Genomic DNA, 17,256 nt, shown 5'->3' with positions numbered 1-17,256 from the left:
AGGAGTGAGGAGCGCCGTTTGGCCGCGCCAAACAAGCAACGATCGACGCCGCCATGCGGCCGATTTAGGCCATTCCCGTGGAATAAATTTTAAATTTGGGGTTGCCCCGAGAAGGGCCGCTCGCCGCGTTGTGCTCCTTGCGAATACGTCCAGTATTCGCGGCGTCGCACGCCTTGCGAGCGGCCCTTCTCGGGGCAACGCATGCACGTTCCGCAGGCAAACAGCCCCTAAGTGCCTGGCTCGACTGCGGGATGTTCCTGCAGGGCGTGATGACGGCCGCGCGTGCACGCGGGCTCGATACCTGCCCGCAGGCCGCGTTCGTGCCGTTTCACCGGATCGTCACCGAACACCTCGGCATTCCCGCTAACGAACAGCTCGTCTGCGGGATGTCGCTCGGCCATGCGGACCCCGACGCGATCGAGAACCGCCTCGTCACCGAGCGCGCGCCCGTCGCCGAGTTCACGCGCTTTTTCGCTTGAAAACGCATGACGCGGCCCTACCTTTCGAGCAGGAACGCATCGTGCGGCGAACCTGCCGCGGCGCGTCCCGTCACATCGCGACCGAAATCGATCGGGCGTAAGATGTGCGTCCGTTCCCCGCTATTGCGCGTTTCCGGAGACGTTTCATGCTGAAACACGGCCTGGCCGTCCTGCTCGCGAGCGTCGCGCTCGCCGCCCATGCGCAGAGCCCCGCACCGGCCTCCGTCGCGTGGGAGATCCAGGTGGTACGCGACGGTCAGACCATCGACACGTTCCAGCAGCGCACCACCGTCGGTCAGACCCGTACCGATACTCATCGCTATCCGTCCGCCGTGCCGGTCGGCTGCGGCAATGCCGCGCGCGTCGTGCCGACCGAGCGCTCGCGCACGGTGACGGTCGCCCCGCTCACCGTCGATGCCGGCGCGAACACGGTGTCGCTCGCGCTCGACGTGCAGGAAACGATCGACGACGAAGGCGCGAAGCCGGCCGATCCGTGCGTGCCCGCGTCACCGCGGCAAATCGTCGCGAGTCACCCCGGCCTGACGGTCGGCGCCGACGCGTGGACCGACTGGACGCTCGTCGAGCAACATCCGCACCTCGTGTATCGCGTGCGTGCGCACGTCGCGAAGGATTGAGCGTCATGTCCGCCGACGCACTGTCCCTGCCGTTCGCCGAACCGCACGCCGCCCCCGACGAAATCACCGCGGTGAGCTGGAACCTGCACAAGGGCCGCTCGCCGCTCGGCTTCACCGCGTGGAACGCGATGCGCAACTGGATGCAGTCGACGCACGCCGACGTGTATTTCCTGCAGGAAGCGATGGCGCGCCGCATGCCGCGCCCCGTGCTCGCGCCCGGCTTCGGCGCCCCGATGGACGACGCGGTCGACGACGTCTGGCACTGCCAGGCCACCGAGATCGCGCATGCGCTCGACTGGCAGATCGCGCTCGGGCCGAACGTGTTCAAGCCGTCGTGGCGGCACGGCAACGCAATCCTGTCACCGCATCCGCTGGACCTCGGCGGCCGCTGGGACATCTCCGCGCACCGTTTCGAGCGGCGCGGCCTGCTGGTCGCGCGCGCGACGCTCGCGGGCGCCCGCCCGGTCACGCTGCTGTGCGCGCACCTCGCGCTCACGCGCGCCGCGCGGCTGCGCCAGATGCACTGGATCGCGCACTGGATCGTGCGCAACGCAGGCGACGGCCCGCTGATGCTCGCCGGCGACTTCAACGACTGGCGCAACGATTCGGTCGCGCTGTTCGGCGAGATCGGGCTGTCCGAGGTCGCGACGCTGCTCGGCGAATCGGGCCGCACGTTCCCCGCGTTCTCGCCGGCGCTCGCGCTCGACAAGATGTTCGTGCGCGGGCTGACGCCGCTCGAATGGCGCGCGCCGTCCGGCGAGGCCGCGTGGCTGTCGGATCACCTGCCGTACATCGCGCGCCTGCGCCTCGATCCGCAATAGCGTTCCCGACCTCGGCGCGAAACTCGCGGCCGAGCGCTGAAAAACTGAAAGGCGATTGAAATAATTCGTTGCGCCAAATCCGCGCGGCCGCGGGGGTCAAGCCCGCGATCCGCGTCAACAGGGTAAAATAACGAGTTCCTCAATCGTCTGTCATCGAGAAGGCGCGTGTCCGACGCGCCGGCCGGCCGATCCGTGATCGGGCCGTCGCACTCGGTTTTTTGCCCGTTTTTGGGCCCGTTACTCGCGTTCGCTACGCGCGTCCGTTTTCAAAGCCATGAGCAAATACGACACCGCCACCGTCCAATCCGTCCATCACTGGACCGACACGCTGTTCAGCTTCACCTGCACCCGTGAGGCGAGCCTGCGCTTCAACAACGGCGAATTCACGATGGTCGGCCTCGAGGTCGACGGCAAGCCGCTTGCGCGCGCCTACTCGATCGTCAGCCCGAACTACGAAGAGCATCTCGAATTCTTCAGCATCAAGGTGCAGAACGGCCCGCTGACGTCGCGCCTGCAGCACCTGAAGGTGGGCGACACGGTGCTGATCGGCAAGAAGCCGACGGGCACGCTGGTCGCCGACAACCTGCTGCCGGGCAAGACGCTGTGGATGCTGTCGACGGGCACGGGCCTCGCGCCGTTCATGTCGATCATCCGCGATCCGGACATCTACGACCGCTTCGACAAGGTGATCCTGACGCACACGTGCCGCCTGAAGGGCGAGCTCGCGTACATGGACTACATCAAGCACGACCTGCCGGGCCACGAGTACCTGGGCGACATCATCAAGGAAAAGCTCGTCTACTACCCGACGGTCACGCGCGAAGCGTTCGACAACGAAGGCCGGATCACCGACCTGATCGCCACGGGCAAGCTGTTCACGGATCTCGACGTCCCGCCGTTCTCGCCGGAAAACGACCGCGTGATGCTGTGCGGCAGCACCGCGATGCTGAAGGACACGACCGAGCTGCTGAAGCAGGCCGGTCTCGTCGAAGGCAAGAACAGCGCACCGGGCCACTACGTGATCGAGCGCGCGTTCGTGGACTGATCGATCCCCAAATTTGCGCACCATCAAGAACCGGAGCGAAAGCTCCGGTTTTTTTTCGTCCCCACTTGGCGAATTCGTAACAAATTGGGATCATCCCATCTCAAATAGTTACATTTGGATACGTCATCGTCCGGCGCTTGGGTGTCAGTGTTTTTCCTACAACACGTTCATCCCAATCATTCACATTTACCCTTAAATGTCCGCCTGTCATGACTTTTTCGAAAATTTTGAGATATTATTCGCCGCGCGTGGTTGCCGTTCGGATGAGAGTGGAAGGGTCGGATGCAAGTGTTACAAGACGTAACTTTTGTTACCTCGGCAGGGGGCGATTCTCTGGCGGCGACCGTCATCGGAACGGCAGCCGATCCACGCAGCCAGCCGGTGTCTGAACCGCTTTCTGACAGCAGGGAGAGTCATGGATACGTCGCTTAACGCGCCTTTGGGCGCCCACGCCCCGTTCCCGTCGCAACAGCTCGTGCCGGGCTGCGCCGCGACTCCGCCCATTGCCGACGCCGCGTCCAAACGTGGCGCCTCCGCCGCGCGGATCGCAGTGCTGTCTGCCCAGTTGCTCGCCGCCGACGAAGCGGCCCGCCGCCACCTGGCCGGCGAGTTGCATGACGGGCTCGGCGCCGAACTCACCGCTGCGCGATTCGCGCTCGCAAACGTTCAAACGTGGCTGCCGGCCGATGCGCCGGACGGTTGCCTGCGCGCGCTGGAGCTGGCGCAGCAGGCGCTCGACGCCGCGACCGCCGCGAATCGCCGGCTGATCGACGAGCGCGAAACGCCGGCGCTCGACGCGGGCCTGGTCGGCGCGTTGTCGTCGTGGGCCGACACCCATGCGGCCCGCACCGGCCTGCGCACCAGCTTCGTCTGTGCGGCCGACGCACGCCTGACGCAGCTCGCCGGCGCCAGCGCGCTCGCGGTGTTCCGCGTCGCCCAGGAAGCGTTGTCGAACGTCGCGAAGCACGCACGCGCGACGTCGGTCGACGTGCGGATCGCCACTGACGACACGCACCTGTCACTGATTGTCTCCGACGATGGGACCGGTTTCTCCCGGCGCCGCCGCGCCGGCTACGGTCTGGCCGGCATGCGCGCCCGTTGCGAGGCGTTCTGCGGCAGCTTCGAGACGGCCACGCCGGCAACCGGCCACGGCACGCGCGTCACCGCGCGCTTCGCTTGGGATTCGCTGCTCGCGGTGCCCGTCGCGGCGCGCCGCGCGTCGCTTTCGTGAGGTCGTCATGAGCCTGAACATCCTGCTCGTGGACGATCACGCGATCGTCCGGCAAGGGATCCGCCAGTTGCTGATCGACCGCGGCGTCGCGCGCGACGTCACCGAGGCCGAAACCGGCGGCGACGCGATGGCGGCCGTCGACAAACAGGAATTCGACGTGATCCTGCTCGACATCTCGCTGCCGGACACGAACGGCATCGAGGTGCTCAAGCGCCTCAAGCGCAAGCTGTCGCGCACGCCGGTGCTGATGTTCTCGATGTATCGCGAGGACCAGTACGCGGTGCGCGCGCTGAAGGCCGGCGCGGCCGGCTACCTGTCGAAGACGGTCAACGCCGCGCAGATGATCGGCGCGATCCAGCAGGTCGCGGCCGGCCGCAAGTACGTGAGCCCCGCGATGGCCGAGGCGCTCGCCGAATACGTGTCGTTCGAGAACGAACCGCTGCCGCACGAGAAGCTGTCCGACCGCGAATACCAGACGCTTTGCATGCTCGCATCGGGCAAGCGGCTCACCGACATCGCGAACACGCTGTCGCTATCCGTGAAGACGGTGAGCGTGTACCGCTCGCGGCTGCTCGAGAAGATGCGGCTGTCGAACAACGCGGAGCTCACGTTCTACGTGATGAGCAACCGGCTCGTCGACATGGCGCCCACGGCCGGCGCCTGATTCCCCCGCTTCACCCGATTCGTCCGGCCCAGCGACGCGGCACATGCCGCGCCGCCGCCCTCTGTCGCCCGCCGGAAGCGCAAGCGCTTGTTTTATCGGACGATTTTGTGACGCAGCGCTGCGCTGCAGCGGGTCTTGCGCGCCAAATCGGCTAAAATTACGGGTTTTCACTCAGTCAGCGCTACCGCGCCCGCGCGCGCTGGCGATTCATCCGCAATGTCTCTCTTCCGCAAGAAAAACGTCGATCGCATGATCGCCGGCGCGCATGCCGCCGGGCTCAAGAAAGCGCTCGGCGCGATCGACCTCACCTTCCTCGGCATCGGCGCGATCATCGGCACCGGCATCTTCGTGCTGACCGGTACCGGCGCCGTGCAGGCCGGCCCCGCCCTGATGCTGTCGTTCGTGATCGCCGCGATCGCGTGCGGCCTCGCCGCGCTGTCGTACGCGGAGTTCGCGTCGACGATCCCCGTCGCCGGCTCGATCTACACGTACTCGTACGCCACGCTCGGCGAGCTCGTCGCGTGGATCATCGGCTGGGACCTGATGCTCGAATACGGCCTCGCGTCGTCGGCCGTGTCGGTCGGCTGGTCGGGCTACCTGCAGTCGCTGCTGCAGGGCTTCGGGCTCACGCTGCCCACCGTGCTGACGGCCGCGCCCGGTGCGGTGCCGGGCGTCGTCACGTGGTTCAACCTGCCCGCGTTCCTCGTGATGATCGTGATCACGACGCTGCTGTCGATCGGCATCCGCGAGTCGACCCGCATCAACAACATCATGGTGTTCATCAAGGTGTCGGTCGTGCTGCTCGTGATCGCGGTCGGCGTGTTCCACGTGACGCCCGCGAACTGGAAGCCGTTCATGCCGCACGGCTGGAACGGCGTGTTCGGTGCGGCGGCCGTGATGTTCTTCGCGTTCATCGGCTTCGACGCGGTGTCGTCGGCGGCCGAGGAAGTGAAGAACCCGAAACGCGACCTGCCGATCGGCATCATCGCGTCGCTCGCGGTGTGCGCGGTGCTGTACGTGACGGTCGCCGCGGTCGCGACCGGCATCGTGCCGTCGGCCGAGTACGCGAACATCTCGCACCCGATCTCGTACGCGCTGCAGAAGGCCGGCGAGACGTGGGTCGCAGGCTTCATCGATCTCGGCGCCGTGCTCGGCATGCTCACCGTGATCCTCGTGATGAGCTACGGCCAGACGCGCGTGATCTTCGCGATGTCGCGCGACGGGCTGCTGCCGGCAGCGCTGTCGCGCGTGCACCCGCGCTACGCGACGCCGTTCCTGACGACCTGGCTCGTCGGCCTGTTCTTCGGGCTGATCGCCGCGCTCGTGCCGCTCAACGTGCTCGCCGAGCTGATCAACATCGGCACGCTCGCCGCGTTCTCGATGGTGTCGATCGCCGTGCTCGTGCTGCGCCGCACGCACCCCGAGCTGCCGCGTGCGTTCCGCTGCCCGGGCGTGCCGGTGGTGCCGATCCTCGCGGTCGCGTCATGCCTGTTCCTGATGCTGAACCTGCAGCCCATCACGTGGGCCGCGTTCGGCATCTGGCTCGTGATCGGCCTCGCGATCTACTTCCTGTACTCGCGCCACCACTCGAAACTCGCGCACGGTCACCACGACGCGCACTGAGCGACGTATCGGCGCGCGCAGGCCGCGCGTCGGACGAACACCGCGCGGGCCCATCACTGGTGCCCCGCGCGTTTCCGAACCGGCCGCGCGCCACTCCCCCGATCGACCGCTGTCCGATCGTCGCGATATCTTGCCCGATTCTCCGGATTTGCCCGCACGAGCCAGCGCGCCGCCTGCACGTGCGCGCCGTGCGGTTCATAATCGCGCCATCGAACGGCGGCCCGCATCGGCGGCGTCGCCCGGCAACAGGAAGAAGATGATGGAAAGCGTCGATCTCGATGTATTGAAATCCAGCGCGCGCTGGCTCGAAGAAGGGCGCCGCGTGCTGCTCGTGACGGTCGTGAAGACGTGGGGTTCGTCGCCCCGCCCCGAAGGCGCGATGCTCGCGGTGCGCGAGGACGGGCTCGTGGTCGGCTCCGTGTCCGGCGGATGTATCGAGGACGACCTGATCGCCCGCGTACACGCAAGCGGGATCGCGGCCGATGCGCGCCCGGAAGCGCTCAAGTACGGCGTGACGGCCGAGGAAGCGCACCGCTTCGGGCTACCGTGCGGCGGCACGATCCAGCTCGTGCTCGAGCCGCTCACGCGCGACAGCGGGATTGCCGCGCTGTGCGCGGAAGTCGAGGCCGGCCGCCTCGTCACGCGCACGATGACGCTCGCGACCGGCCGCGCATCGCTGTCGCCCGCGCAGGCGGCCGACGGGCTCGCGTTCGACGGCGAGCGGCTCGTGACGATCCACGGGCCGCGCTACCGGATGCTCGTGATCGGCGCCGGCCAATTGTCGCGCTATCTGTGCCAGATCGCGGTCGGGCTCGACTACCAGGTGACGGTGTGCGATCCGCGCGAGGAATACACGGATGCGTGGGACGTGCCGGGTACGCGCGTCGTGCACACGATGCCCGACGATACGGTGCTCGACATGAACCTCGATGCGCGTTCGGCGGTGATCGCGCTCACGCACGACCCGAAGCTCGACGATCTCGCGCTGATGGAGGCGCTGAAGACGCCCGCGTTCTACGTGGGCGCGCTCGGCTCGCGGCGCAACAATGCGGCACGGCGCGAGCGGCTGCGCGAATTCGACCTGAGCGAAGCGGAACTGGCCCGGCTGCACGGGCCGGCCGGCATCTACATCGGCAGCCGGACGCCGCCGGAAATCGCGATCTCGATCCTCGCCGAGATCACCGCCGCGAAGAACAACGTGTCGCTGCCGACGATCCTGCAGGTCGAGGGCGCGAAGGCCGCGCGCGAGATCGCCGCGAACAGCGGCGCGGCCTGCGGCCTCTGATCGCTGGCGACGCCGGCGCGCGGTCGCGCCAGGTGGGCGTCCGCGGCGGGCGAAGCGGACGAAATCGACGAAAGCGCACGCGCCGGCGCCAGGCCGCGCGTGCCGCCGATCAGGTCAGGCCGGCGGCCAGCGCCGCGGCGACCGAACCGACCACCAGCACGACGCCGACCGTGCGGCGCTTGTTCAGCTCGGTCCACAGCAGCACGCCGGTCAGCGACAGCAGGATCAGCGAGCCCGCGATCGTGTCCATCAACAGCACCCAGCCGAGATTCATCCCGACGCCGCGATGCAGGTTGTTCAGCGTCGTCAGGAACGTGTTGCCGGTGCGTTTCACCGCGACGTAGCCGTTGCCGACCCAGTATTCGGCCTGCACGTTCTGGTGCGGGCCGAACAGGCCCATCTGCCAGTGCTCCGGTTGCATCACGCGCTTGTCGCCCCACGCGACGGGCTGCGCCGGATCCTTGCGCATGCGGCCCGGCTTGCCGTCGAAATGCAGTTCGTGCTGCAGCCACTTCGTCATCGCGGCGGGCGTCTTCGGCGCCGGATCCGGCAGCGCGATCTGCATCTCCTCGACCTGCGGCTCGCCGGTCGAAATCTTCAGCGGCGGCGCGCGGTGGTTGAGCAGCACGCCCGTCACGCCGAATAGCAGCCCGAGCACCGCGCCCCACAGCCCGACCCAGCCATGCACCTTGCGCAGCCATTTGATGAAGGTCGCGCGGCGCGAACGCTGGCGGCGCGCGGCCCGTTCGTCGTCGCTCAGCGGGCGGGCCGCCGGGTGCAGCATGGTGACGCCGGCGCGGGAAGTCCCCGTCTTGGGCGGATTGATCGTTTCGGGCGCGTTCACGCGAGAGATTCCATTCGTTCAAAACAACGGGCGGCGCGCAAAGCGTGCGCGCCGCCCGTGCAGCATGAAAATGAGAATGGATATCATTACACAAATCTATTGCACGCTCAATCCGCGCGGCTGTGGAGCGGCAAGCCCGTCGAGCGAGGAAATTCCGCCGAAGCACGCCCGTTGCGGCACGATGCCGGTCGTTAGGCGACAAATACCGACAGAATGACCTTGCAAGGTCAAGGCGGCATTTCGTAAGAAATCGCGCGGCGCAGCGCCGTTCAGCGCAGCGGCGGCAGCGGAAAGCGCGGTGCGGCGGCGTCCGGTGCGGGATCGGTACGGTCGAGCGAGTACAGCCACGCGAGCAGATCGGCGACCGCCTGGTAGAGCTGCGGCGGAATCCGGTCGTCGAGATCGACCTGCATCAGCAGCGACACCATCTCCGGCGCCGTATGCACGTACAGCCCGGCGTCATGCGCGCGCGCGACGATCATTTCGGCGAGCGCGCCGTAGCCCTTCGCGACCACGCGCGGTGCGGCATCGCCGCCCTTCGGATCGTAGACGAGCGCGGCCGCGCGCTTGCGGGACGTCATGCTCATGGCAGCACCTCGTCGTCGGTATCCGGCGCACGCGTCGCCGGGCCGCTGGCCAGGATCGACGTCGACGCCGAACCGCGTGCGTACGCGGCGGCCGCCGCCTGCGCCGCAAACAGGTCGAAGCCGTCCGGGCCGTCGTCGACCGCGCGGATCGACAGCCCGCCCACCTTGAGCCCCGACACTTCGAGCCGTTGCCGCAGCGCCGCCTCGTGCCGCGTGAGACGGTCGGCACCCGTCTGGTTCGCACGCAGCCGCGCGACGAGCTGCGTGCCGTTCAGCACCAGCTCCGCGTCGACCGTGCCGAGCGACGGCAACGTCAGCGTGAGGCGCGTGCGCCAGGCGATGCCGTCACCCGTGTCGCCGTCGCCGTGCGGCGCACGGTTGCCCGGATCGTCGGGCTCGATCGTCCAGTCGAGCCGCGCGCCGGGCCACGCCTCACCCGCCCAGCGAAACTGGTCGGTCGCGAGCGCGTCGAGCTGCTGCCTGACGAGCGGCACGGCGGCCGGATGCACGGTCGCGAGCGTCTGCGCCTGCGAATCGGACGACGCGGCGGCCAGTTCGGCTCGCGCGGGCGTCCAGCGCACATCGGGCGGGTCGCCGAGCAGATCGGCCGTATCGTGCGGCAGCGGCACCCCTTGCCGCGCGCCTGCCGGCAACGCCTGTGCGGGGTCCCGCGCCGGCGCACCGCCCTGGGCCGGCGCGCCCGGCTGCGCGGCGGCGCGCGCGGACGCAGGCAATGGCGGGCGCTGCGCGAGCAGTTCGTCGAGCGGATCGGTCGAGCCATGCTGGGCGGCATCCGGATCGGCCGGCGCGAGCGCGGCCGCGAGGCGCGCCTGCGGCTCGCGCATCAGTGCCGCGAGCGGACGCTGGCCGGCCAGCCACTGCGCGAGATGAGATTCGTAGAAAAGGCCGCTTTCGCTCACGGCCTGCGCGAGCGCCGCGCGCAGCGCCGCGACCGGCAACGTCGCAGCCGCGTCGCGCGCCGCCGCAGCCGCAGACGCAGCCGACGATGCAGCGGCTGAAGCCGGCGTGGAGGCCGCCGCCGGATCGGCGGCGGCCGGCGCGCGGGCCGGCGCAGCCGTGTCGGTCAGCAGCACGGTGGGGTCAGCCAGCAGCGGTGCGCGCCCGACAATGGCCGGCGTCGCGTCGCCGCCCGCGCGCGAGATCGCGTCGAGCACGCGCCCGACATCGGACAGGGCGGTCTGGGTGGAAGCCGGCGGCGCGGCAGGCGGACTGCCGGCCGAAGGCGTGGACGACGCGCCGTTGCCCGGCGTGCCGACCTGCGAGGTCGCGCCGCCGCTGGCAGGCGCCGACACGGTGCCGGTCAGCAGGCTGTCGAGGCGGCTCGCCAGCAGGGCAGCCGCAACGGAGTCGATACCGGTCATGATCGGAGCCTGCTCATCTCAGCCACATCGTTGCGAATCCGGTAACGGCACGCCGGTGCCGCCTGCGGGAACTGCGCGCGTGCCACGGCGGACGCGTGCGCCCCGCGCCCGTTTCCCCGGAAACGGGCCCTACCCGCGCGCGCGGTAGAGATCGGTCAATACCTTGGTCGAGCGCCGCGCCTCGAACAGCGCGGACAGCCGCGCGAGGTCCGGGCTCGCGAGATCGCGAATCGCGGCGTCGTCGGCCAGGATGCGACGGATCAGGTCGAGCTTGCGGCCGAGATCCGATTCGTCGAGCACGACGCCCGGATCGGCCTCCTTCAACCCGTCGACCAGCTGCATGAATTCGGCCTGCAACTCCGGCAACGCGCTCCAGTCGGCGCTGCGGGCAGCGCCCAGCATCCGGCCCGACACGGCGGCGAGCGCCTCGTAACGTTCGAAGTATTCGGCCTTGCGATTCATCGTGATGCTTCCACTGCCTGTTGTGCGGCCATCCGCGCGACTTCCGGGCCGATCCCCGTCCATGCTTCCTCGAGCGTCGCGAGCAGCCCGTCGACTTCGACCAGCATCGTGTCGCTCGCCTGCGCATTGGCGTCGAGCAGACGCCGGGTGATATACGCATACAGCGCATCCAGCCGCGCCGCGATCTCGCCGCCCGCATCGAGGTTCAGCGATGCCTTCAGCCCGCTGTCGACGATCCGGATCGCCTTGCCGATCGCTTCGCCGCGCGCGGACACATTGCCTTGCTGCAAATGCATGCGCGCCAGCGCAACCGCCTGCCGCGCGCCCTGGTACAGCATCGCGATCAACCGGTGCGGGGAAGCGCCCATCACCCCGGTCTCGACGCCGACACGCGCGTATGCACTGGCTCCAGCGTGTCCTGGGGAAAACATGCGCTTCTCCTTGTTATGCGTTGGCTATACGGGAACCGCCGCCGTGCATCGCACGACGCGGCCATCACCGGAGTTATCGGAAGGGATTTGGAAAGCTTTAGGCAAGCGGCGCGTGCCGCCTGGCGCAGCAAGGCCGGCCCGCGGACCCGGCCGGATGGCCGTCCACGGATTGCTTTCCCCGAATAGCCGCCTTGTCAAACCGCCATCTGCATGATGTCGTTGTAAGCGCTCACTAGCTTGTTGCGGACCTGGAGCCCGAACTGGAAGCCGATGTTGGCTTTCTGCATGTCGACCATCACGTCGTTCAGCGACACGTTCGGCGCGCCGACCTCGAACGCCTGGGCCTCGCCGAGCGCGTGCTGCTGGTCGCCGCTGATCTTGTCGAGCGACGCCTTCATCGCGCTGGCGAACGTGCTGGCCGTCGCCGCGCCCGAGCCGGCCAGTGCCGCCGTCGGGCTCGCGACGCCGCCCGACGCCTGCGCGGCCATCGACTGCATCTGTTGCAACACCGAACCGATTCCGCTGACGTTCGCAGTCATGCTGTCCCCAAAACTGAGAGAGAGACCCGGACGCACCGGGAGATCCGCCGGTGCCGCACCACGCGCGCCATGCCGGATTCCGAAAAAGGATAGCAGCGCGCCGCGCGTCAAAGCCGCGAAAGTACGGGGGAAACCCCGCTCTTTTCGGTCGATCGGAGTGCCGCCCGGGTCACGATAATCGCATCGTGTCATTGTCCGCCCGCTCGTCCGAGCGAGCTCAGTCGTCCCGCTCCGGAGAAACTCGACGCATGGATTCGCAGGCCAACTCGCTGATCAACCCAGACGCCCGCGCGGGCCTCGCCAGCCCGGCGCCAGGCGCCGCCGCGGCCGCCGCGTTGCCGGGCGTGGGTGGCACAGGCGCGGACTTCGGGCTTGGCGGCTTCGCGGAACGCATCCCCGGCATCTCGCGGATGAAGGGCAACCCGAAGCTGCCGTTCCTGATCGCCGTCGCATTCGCGGTCGCCGTCATCACCGCGCTCGTGCTGTGGAGCCGCGCGCCCGACTACCGCGTGCTGTACAGCAACCTGTCGGATCGCGACGGCGGTGCGATCATCGCCGCGCTCCAGCAGGCAAACGTTCCCTACAAGTTCGCCGATGCCGGCGGCGCGATCCTCGTGCCGTCGAACCAGGTGCATGAAACGCGCCTGAAGCTCGCCGCGATGGGGCTGCCGAAGGGCGGCTCGGTCGGCTTCGAGCTGATGGACAACCAGAAATTCGGCATCAGCCAGTTCGCCGAGCAGATCAACTACCAGCGCGCGCTCGAAGGCGAGCTGCAGCGCACCATCGAATCGATCAACGCCGTGCGCGGCGCACGCGTGCATCTCGCGATCCCGAAGCCGTCGGTGTTCGTGCGCGACAAGGAAGCGCCGAGCGCGTCGGTATTCGTCGACCTCTACCCGGGCCGCGTGCTCGACGAGGGCCAGGTCCAGGCCATCACGCGGATGGTGTCGTCCGGCGTGCCCGACATGCCCGCGAAGAACGTGACGATCGTCGACCAGGACGGCAACCTGCTGACCCAGACCGCGTCGGCGTCGGGCCTCGACGCGAGCCAGCTCAAGTACGTGCAGCAGGTCGAGCACAACACGCAAAAGCGCATCGACGCGATCCTCGCGCCGATCTTCGGCGCGGGCAACGCGCGCTCGCAGGTCAGCGCGGACCTCGATTTCTCGAAGCTCGAGCAGACGTCGGAAAGCTACGGCCCGAACGGCAATCCGCAGCAATCCGCGATCCGCAGCCAGCAGACCAGCAGCTCGACCGAACTCGCGCAGGGCGGCGCATCGGGCGTGCCGGGCGCGCTGTCGAACACGCCGCCGCAGCCGGCGTCCGCGCCGATCGTCGCCGGCAACGGCGCGAATGCGCCGCAGACAACGCCGGTGAGCGACCGCAAGGACCAGACGACCAACTACGAGCTCGACAAGACGATCCGCCACCTCGAACAGCCGATGGGCAGCGTGAAGCGGCTGTCGGTCGCGGTCGTCGTCAACTACCAGCCGGTCGCCGATGCGAAGGGCCACGTGACGATGCAGCCGCTGCCGCCCGCGAAGCTCGCGCAGGTCGAACAGCTCGTGAAGGATGCGATGGGCTACGACGCGAAGCGCGGCGACTCGGTGAACGTCGTGAACAGCGCGTTCTCGACCGCAAGCGACCCGTACGCCGACCTGCCGTGGTGGCGCCAGCCGGACATGATCGAGATGGCGAAGGAAGCGGCGAAGTGGCTCGGCATCGCAGCCGCCGCCGCGGCGCTCTACTTCATGTTCGTGCGCCCGGCGATGCGCCGCGCGTTCCCGCCGCCCGAGCCGGCCGCGCCGGCGCTCGCGGCACCTGAGGATCCGGTCGCGCTCGACGGCCTGCCGGCGCCGGAAAAGGCCGAGGAACCCGATTCGCTGCTGCTCGGGTTCGAGAGCGAGAAGAACCGTTACGAACGCAACCTCGACTACGCGCGCACGATCGCCCGCCAGGATCCGAAGATCGTCGCCACCGTCGTGAAGAACTGGGTGTCCGATGAACGCTGAAGGCTTGACCAAGAGCGCGCTCCTGCTGATGTCGATCGGCGAGGAAGAGGCCGCGCAGGTATTCAAGTTCCTCGCGCCGCGCGAGGTCCAGAAGATCGGCGCCGCGATGGCCGCGCTGAAGAACGTCACGCGCGAGCAGGTCGAGGACGTGCTGCACGATTTCGCGAAGGAAGCGGAGCAGCACACCGCGCTGTCGCTCGATTCGAGCGACTACATCCGCTCGGTGCTGACCAAGGCGCTCGGCGAGGACAAGGCCGGCGTGCTGATCGACCGCATCCTGCAGGGCAGCGACACGAGCGGCATCGAGGGCCTGAAGTGGATGGATTCGGCCGCGGTGGCCGAACTGATCAAGAACGAGCATCCGCAGATCATCGCGACGATCCTCGTGCACCTCGACCGCGACCAGGCGTCGGAAATCGCGTCGTGCTTCACCGAGCGGCTGCGTAACGACGTGATCCTGCGGATCGCGACGCTCGACGGCATCCAGCCGGCCGCGCTGCGCGAGCTCGACGACGTGCTGACGGGCCTGCTGTCCGGCAGCGACAACCTGAAGCGCAGCCCGATGGGCGGCATCCGCACCGCGGCCGAGATCCTGAACTTCATGACGAGCGTGCATGAGGAAGGCGTGCTCGAGAGCGTGCGCCAGTACGACGCCGAACTCGCGCAGAAGATCATCGACCAGATGTTCGTGTTCGAGAACCTGCTCGACCTCGAGGATCGCGCGATCCAGATGGTGCTCAAGGAAGTCGAGTCGGAAACGCTGATCATCGCGCTGAAGGGCGCGCCGCCGGCACTGCGCCAGAAGTTCCTCGCGAACATGTCGCAACGCGCGGCCGAACTGCTCGCCGAGGATCTCGACGCGCGCGGCCCGGTGCGCGTGTCCGACGTCGAGACGCAGCAGCGCCGCATCCTGCAGATCGTGCGCAACCTGGCCGAGAGCGGCGCGATCGCGATCGGCGGCAAGGCGGAAGACGCGTATGTCTGATTCGGCGAGCGATCGCGCGGGCACCCTCACCGCCTACCAGCGGTGGGAGATGGCGTCGTTCGACCCGCCGCCGCCCCCGCCGCCGCCCGACGACGCGGCAGCGGCCGCCGCCGCGCTCGCCGAGGAACTGCAGCGCGTGCGCGACGCCGCGCACGCCGAAGGCCATGCGGCCGGCCACGTCGAAGGCCAGGCGCTCGGCTACCAGGCCGGTTTCGAGCAGGGCCGCGAACAGGGTTTCGAGGCCGGCCAGGCCGACGCGCGTGAACAGGCCGCGCAGCTCGCGGCGCTCGCCGCGTCGTTCCGCGAGGCCGTGTCGACCGTCGAGCACGATCTGGCCGCCGACATCGCGCAGCTCGCGCTCGACATCGCGCAGCAGGTCGTGCGCCAGCACGTGAAGCACGACCCGGCCGCGCTGGTGGCCGCCGTGCGCGACGTGCTCGCGGCCGAGCCCGCGCTGTCCGGCGCGCCGCATCTCGCGGTGAATCCGGCCGACCTGCCCGTCGTCGAAGCCTATCTGCAGGACGATCTCGATGCGCTCGGCTGGAACGTGCGCACCGACGCGTCGATCGAGCGCGGCGGCTGCCGTGCGCACGCCGCGACCGGCGAGGTCGACGCGACGCTGCCCACGCGCTGGCAGCGCGTCGCCGCCGCGATCGGCAAGGTGAGCACGTGGTGACGCGGCCGCCCGAGGCGCTCGCGCACGACGGCATGACGCCGCTGGAGCGCGAACTCGCGCTCGCGTCGTTCGGCCCGGACGCGCACAACGCCGCGCTGGACACCGCACCCACCACCCCGCACGCCGCCGCCGCAGCGGCCGATACGTCCGACGCCGCGCCGCGCGCACCGCACAACCCGCATCTCGCGCACTGGCGCACCCATTTGAACGGGCTCGCCGCGCGCAGCCAGCGCGCGCTGCCGCTGCGGCCGTGCGGGCGCCTGACGCGCGCGGCCGGCCTCGTGCTGGAAGCGATCGGGCTGCGCCTGTCGGTCGGCGCCGAATGCACGATCGAACTGCCGCCCGGCAGCACGCTGCCGCACGCGGAAGCGGAAGTCGTCGGCTTCGCCGGCGATCGCCTGTTCCTGATGCCGACCACCGACGTCGCGGGCGTGCTGCCCGGCGCACGCGTGTGGCCGCGCGAAAGCGCGCCCGTCGCCGATCCGCTCGCGGGCGCGAAGCGGCTGCCGGTCGGCTGGGAAATGCTCGGGCGCGTCGTCGACGCGTCGGGCCGCCCGCTCGACGGCCTCGGCCCGCTCGCGTCGAAGGTCGACGCGCCGCTGTCGGCGCCGTCGATCAACCCGCTCGAGCGCGAACCGATCCACCACGTGCTCGACGTCGGCGTGCGCGCGATCAACGCGCTGCTCACCGTCGGCCGCGGGCAGCGGATGGGCCTGTTCGCGGGCTCCGGTGTCGGCAAGTCGGTGCTGCTCGGCACGATGGCGCGCTACACGAGCGCGGAAGTGATCGTGATCGGGCTGATCGGCGAACGCGGCCGCGAAGTGAAGGAATTCATCGAACAGATCCTCGGCGAGGACGGGCTCGCGCGCTCGGTCGTCGTCGCGGCGCCGGCCGACGTGTCGCCGCTGCTGCGGATGCAGGGCGCGGCCTACGCGACGTCGCTCGCCGAGTATTTCCGCGACCAGGGCAAGCACGTGCTGCTGCTGATGGATTCGCTCACGCGCTATGCGATGGCGCAGCGCGAGATCGCGCTGGCGATCGGCGAGCCGCCCGCAACGAAGGGCTATCCGCCGTCGGTGTTCGCGAAGCTGCCCGCGCTCGTCGAGCGCACCGGCAACGGGCCGGAAGGCGGCGGCTCGATCACCGCGTTCTACACGGTGCTCACCGAAGGCGACGACCAGCAGGACCCGATCGCCGATTCGGCGCGCGCGATCCTCGACGGTCACGTCGTGCTGTCACGCGCGCTCGCCGAGGCCGGCCACTATCCGGCGATCGACATCGAGGCGTCGATCAGCCGCGCGATGACCGCGCTGATCGACGAAACGCACCTCGACCACGTCCGGCAGTTCAAGCAGATGCTGTCGCGCTACCAGCGCAATCGCGACCTGATCGCCGTCGGCGCGTACGCGCCCGGCCGCGACGCGCAGCTCGACCGCGCGATCGCGCTCTATCCGCGCATCGAGGCGTTCCTGCAGCAGGGCTTTCGCGAATGCGCACCGTTCGCGTCGAGCCTAGCCGGGCTCGATGCACTGTTCGACGCTTACGGAGGCTGATC

17 protein-coding genes and 1 pseudogene are annotated in these 17,256 nt (G+C 68.9%); 12 read left to right on the top strand and 6 right to left on the bottom strand.

The genetic code is table 11. The annotated features are described in order from the left end of the window. Positions 1-233: 233 nt before the first annotated feature. The 8 genes and pseudogenes from CFB34_RS24815 to CFB34_RS24780 form a co-directional block, all read left to right on the top strand. A pseudogene (locus CFB34_RS24815) lies at positions 234-479 on the top strand (nitroreductase family protein); the annotation flags it as partial. A 146-nt stretch (positions 480-625) separates the two neighbouring features. After that, positions 626-1,114 carry a hypothetical protein gene (locus CFB34_RS24810; protein ID WP_089441231.1) on the top strand — a complete coding sequence of 163 codons (489 nt, stop codon included), beginning with the start codon at positions 626-628 and terminating at the stop codon, positions 1,112-1,114. 5 nt (positions 1,115-1,119) lie between these two features. Continuing rightward, a complete protein-coding gene (locus CFB34_RS24805; RefSeq protein ID WP_039354781.1) occupies positions 1,120-1,935 on the top strand; it encodes an endonuclease/exonuclease/phosphatase family protein in 816 nt (271 codons plus the stop codon). A 274-nt stretch (positions 1,936-2,209) separates the two neighbouring features. Then, positions 2,210-2,980, top strand: coding sequence for a ferredoxin--NADP reductase (locus tag CFB34_RS24800; protein ID WP_089426542.1), 771 nt, complete (start codon positions 2,210-2,212; stop codon positions 2,978-2,980). Between the two features lie 415 nt (positions 2,981-3,395). Next, positions 3,396-4,211: a quorum system sensor histidine kinase RqpS gene (rqpS, locus tag CFB34_RS24795; protein ID WP_089441232.1), complete on the top strand. Its 816-nt coding sequence runs from the start codon at positions 3,396-3,398 to the stop codon at positions 4,209-4,211. Between the two features lie 7 nt (positions 4,212-4,218). Next, a complete protein-coding gene (gene rqpR, locus CFB34_RS24790; RefSeq protein WP_059232953.1) occupies positions 4,219-4,875 on the top strand; it encodes a response regulator transcription factor RqpR in 657 nt (218 codons plus the stop codon). A 216-nt stretch (positions 4,876-5,091) separates the two neighbouring features. Next, a complete protein-coding gene (locus tag CFB34_RS24785) occupies positions 5,092-6,498 on the top strand; it encodes an amino acid permease (RefSeq protein WP_089441233.1) in 1,407 nt (468 codons plus the stop codon). A gap of 259 nt (positions 6,499-6,757) precedes the next feature. Then, a complete protein-coding gene (locus CFB34_RS24780; protein ID WP_089441234.1) occupies positions 6,758-7,783 on the top strand; it encodes an XdhC family protein in 1,026 nt (341 codons plus the stop codon). A gap of 109 nt (positions 7,784-7,892) precedes the next feature. On the opposite strand, the gene CFB34_RS24775 is transcribed toward CFB34_RS24780, so the two are convergent. The 6 genes from CFB34_RS24775 to fliE form a co-directional block, all read right to left on the bottom strand. After that, positions 7,893-8,627: a PepSY-associated TM helix domain-containing protein gene (locus tag CFB34_RS24775; protein ID WP_089441235.1), complete on the bottom strand. Its 735-nt coding sequence runs from the start codon at positions 8,625-8,627 to the stop codon at positions 7,893-7,895. A gap of 269 nt (positions 8,628-8,896) precedes the next feature. Continuing rightward, positions 8,897-9,214 carry an EscU/YscU/HrcU family type III secretion system export apparatus switch protein gene (locus CFB34_RS24770; RefSeq protein WP_089441236.1) on the bottom strand — a complete coding sequence of 106 codons (318 nt, stop codon included), beginning with the start codon at positions 9,212-9,214 and terminating at the stop codon, positions 8,897-8,899. Continuing rightward, entirely contained in the window at positions 9,211-10,596 is a 1,386-nt protein-coding gene (locus CFB34_RS24765) for a flagellar hook-length control protein FliK (RefSeq protein WP_089441237.1), read from the bottom strand. The genes CFB34_RS24770 and CFB34_RS24765 overlap by 4 nt, the downstream gene beginning before the upstream one ends. Before the next feature lie 129 nt (positions 10,597-10,725). Continuing rightward, positions 10,726-11,058: a flagellar protein FliT gene (locus tag CFB34_RS24760; protein WP_089426550.1), complete on the bottom strand. Its 333-nt coding sequence runs from the start codon at positions 11,056-11,058 to the stop codon at positions 10,726-10,728. Further along, positions 11,055-11,489, bottom strand: coding sequence for a flagellar export chaperone FliS (gene fliS / locus CFB34_RS24755; RefSeq protein ID WP_089441238.1), 435 nt, complete (start codon positions 11,487-11,489; stop codon positions 11,055-11,057). Before fliS ends, CFB34_RS24760 begins: the two co-directional genes overlap by 4 nt. Positions 11,490-11,683: 194 nt before the next feature. After that, a complete protein-coding gene (gene fliE, locus CFB34_RS24750) occupies positions 11,684-12,028 on the bottom strand; it encodes a flagellar hook-basal body complex protein FliE (protein ID WP_046544213.1) in 345 nt (114 codons plus the stop codon). Positions 12,029-12,276: 248 nt separating this feature from the next. On the opposite strand from fliE, the gene fliF reads away from it, so the two are divergent. Genes fliF through fliI form a run of 4 tightly spaced genes read left to right on the top strand, consistent with a single transcriptional unit; the run spans position 12,277 to position 17,254 of the window. After that, on the top strand, positions 12,277-14,040 hold the full coding sequence (gene fliF, locus CFB34_RS24745) for a flagellar basal-body MS-ring/collar protein FliF (protein WP_089441239.1): 1,764 nt from the start codon (positions 12,277-12,279) through the stop codon (positions 14,038-14,040). Then, the gene (gene fliG, locus CFB34_RS24740) at positions 14,030-15,025 is read left to right on the top strand and encodes a flagellar motor switch protein FliG (protein WP_089441240.1); all 996 of its coding nucleotides are present in this window, start codon (positions 14,030-14,032) and stop codon (positions 15,023-15,025) included. The genes fliF and fliG overlap by 11 nt, the downstream gene beginning before the upstream one ends. Continuing rightward, complete coding sequence (fliH, locus tag CFB34_RS24735; RefSeq protein ID WP_089441241.1) at positions 15,018-15,701, top strand: flagellar assembly protein FliH; 684 nt, start codon at positions 15,018-15,020, stop codon at positions 15,699-15,701. The genes fliG and fliH overlap by 8 nt, the downstream gene beginning before the upstream one ends. Then, positions 15,695-17,254, top strand: coding sequence for a flagellar protein export ATPase FliI (fliI, locus tag CFB34_RS24730; protein ID WP_089441242.1), 1,560 nt, complete (start codon positions 15,695-15,697; stop codon positions 17,252-17,254). Before fliH ends, fliI begins: the two co-directional genes overlap by 7 nt. Positions 17,255-17,256: the final 2 nt, after the last annotated feature.

Source organism: Burkholderia sp. HI4860 (assembly GCF_002223045.2).
GTDB lineage: Bacteria > Pseudomonadota > Gammaproteobacteria > Burkholderiales > Burkholderiaceae > Burkholderia.
Note: the sequence above shows the minus strand (reverse complement) of the source record. Positions and strands in the feature narration are given on the sequence as shown.